This window comes from Desulfotomaculum copahuensis, assembly GCF_001655685.1.
Classification (GTDB): domain Bacteria; phylum Bacillota; class Desulfotomaculia; order Desulfotomaculales; family Desulfovirgulaceae; genus Desulfotomaculum_G; species Desulfotomaculum_G copahuensis.
Map to the genome: position 1 here is coordinate 1 of NZ_LYVF01000149.1, position 532 is coordinate 532.

A 532-nucleotide genomic window follows, 5' to 3' on the forward strand; every position below is an offset into this window, starting at 1 on the left:
TTTAAGTATTTCGCTAAGGGTTTTGGCGCTTCGATTTTGGTTCCATCCGACAGAACGGCAAAATGATTCAGCCCCACGTCGATGCCGGTAATTTCACCTTTGACGGGTGTGGGGTCCGGGATCTCTGTTTCACAGGTCAGGCTGACATACCAGCGATCCGCTTCCCGGTTGACGGTGGCCGAGAGAATGCGGCCGTTTGTCCGGGGTTTTTCTTTTAGACGAATTACGCCCAGGCGGGGAAGTTGGACGGCTTTACTTTTTATTTTAATGCTCCCTGTTAGTCGGAAGGAATCATGTATACCTTTCTTCTTGAATTTGGGGAAACCAATCTTCTGGCCGGCTTTCAGGCCGGCAAAGAAGTTTTTGAAGGCCCGGTCCAGGTCCCGGAGGGCTTCCTGGGGGGCACATTTGGAAACTTCGTACATCCAGGGGTATTCCGTCTGCTTGAGTTGGTTTAATTCCCGGTGTTGCGCCATGGCGTTGGTGCTTTTCTTTTCCTCCTGGTATAACAGAATCCGGCGGGCCAATCCCC

General features: G+C 51.9%; 1 protein-coding gene. It reads right to left on the reverse strand.

From position 1 onward, the window contains the following. Positions 1-532, reverse strand: a 532-nt coding sequence (locus A6M21_RS09115) for an RNA-guided endonuclease InsQ/TnpB family protein (protein ID WP_151191873.1), incomplete at both ends; no start/stop codon positions are given.